This window comes from Blautia sp. MSK17_66, assembly GCF_020538025.1.
GTDB lineage: Bacteria > Bacillota > Clostridia > Lachnospirales > Lachnospiraceae > Blautia_A.
Map to the genome: position 1 here is coordinate 1 of NZ_JAJBNQ010000112.1, position 347 is coordinate 347.

1 pseudogene is annotated in these 347 nt (G+C 36.9%); it reads right to left on the reverse strand.

The window, feature by feature from the left end:
• Positions 1 to 347 (reverse strand): annotated as a pseudogene (locus LIR34_RS17715) (helix-turn-helix domain-containing protein); the annotation flags it as partial.

The following is a 347-nucleotide window of genomic DNA, read 5'->3' on the forward strand; positions in this document are numbered from 1 at the left end:
TCGACTGCCAACTTTTATTACTGTGAACTTTCCTTTATCCGCCCACTTGTTGATCATGCTTCTGCTGACCTTTGCCAGATAGGAAGCTTCATCAAAAGTAAGATACTTTATATTTCCATTGCTTCCTCTTATTCCGGTTTGTGATAATTTCTTCCGCCGGAAATTAGCCAGGACAATATTTTGTTCCTGTGCAAGTTCTTCATAATCATTCGATGGATCCAGCTTATACCGGTCCTGACCTTCCAGGAATTTTTGAAAACTCTCTTTTGTGATCCTTTTCTTTTCTGCAATCACAATGAATTCAAAAAAATGACTATACTTTGGATTATCAAGAATTGTATATACTG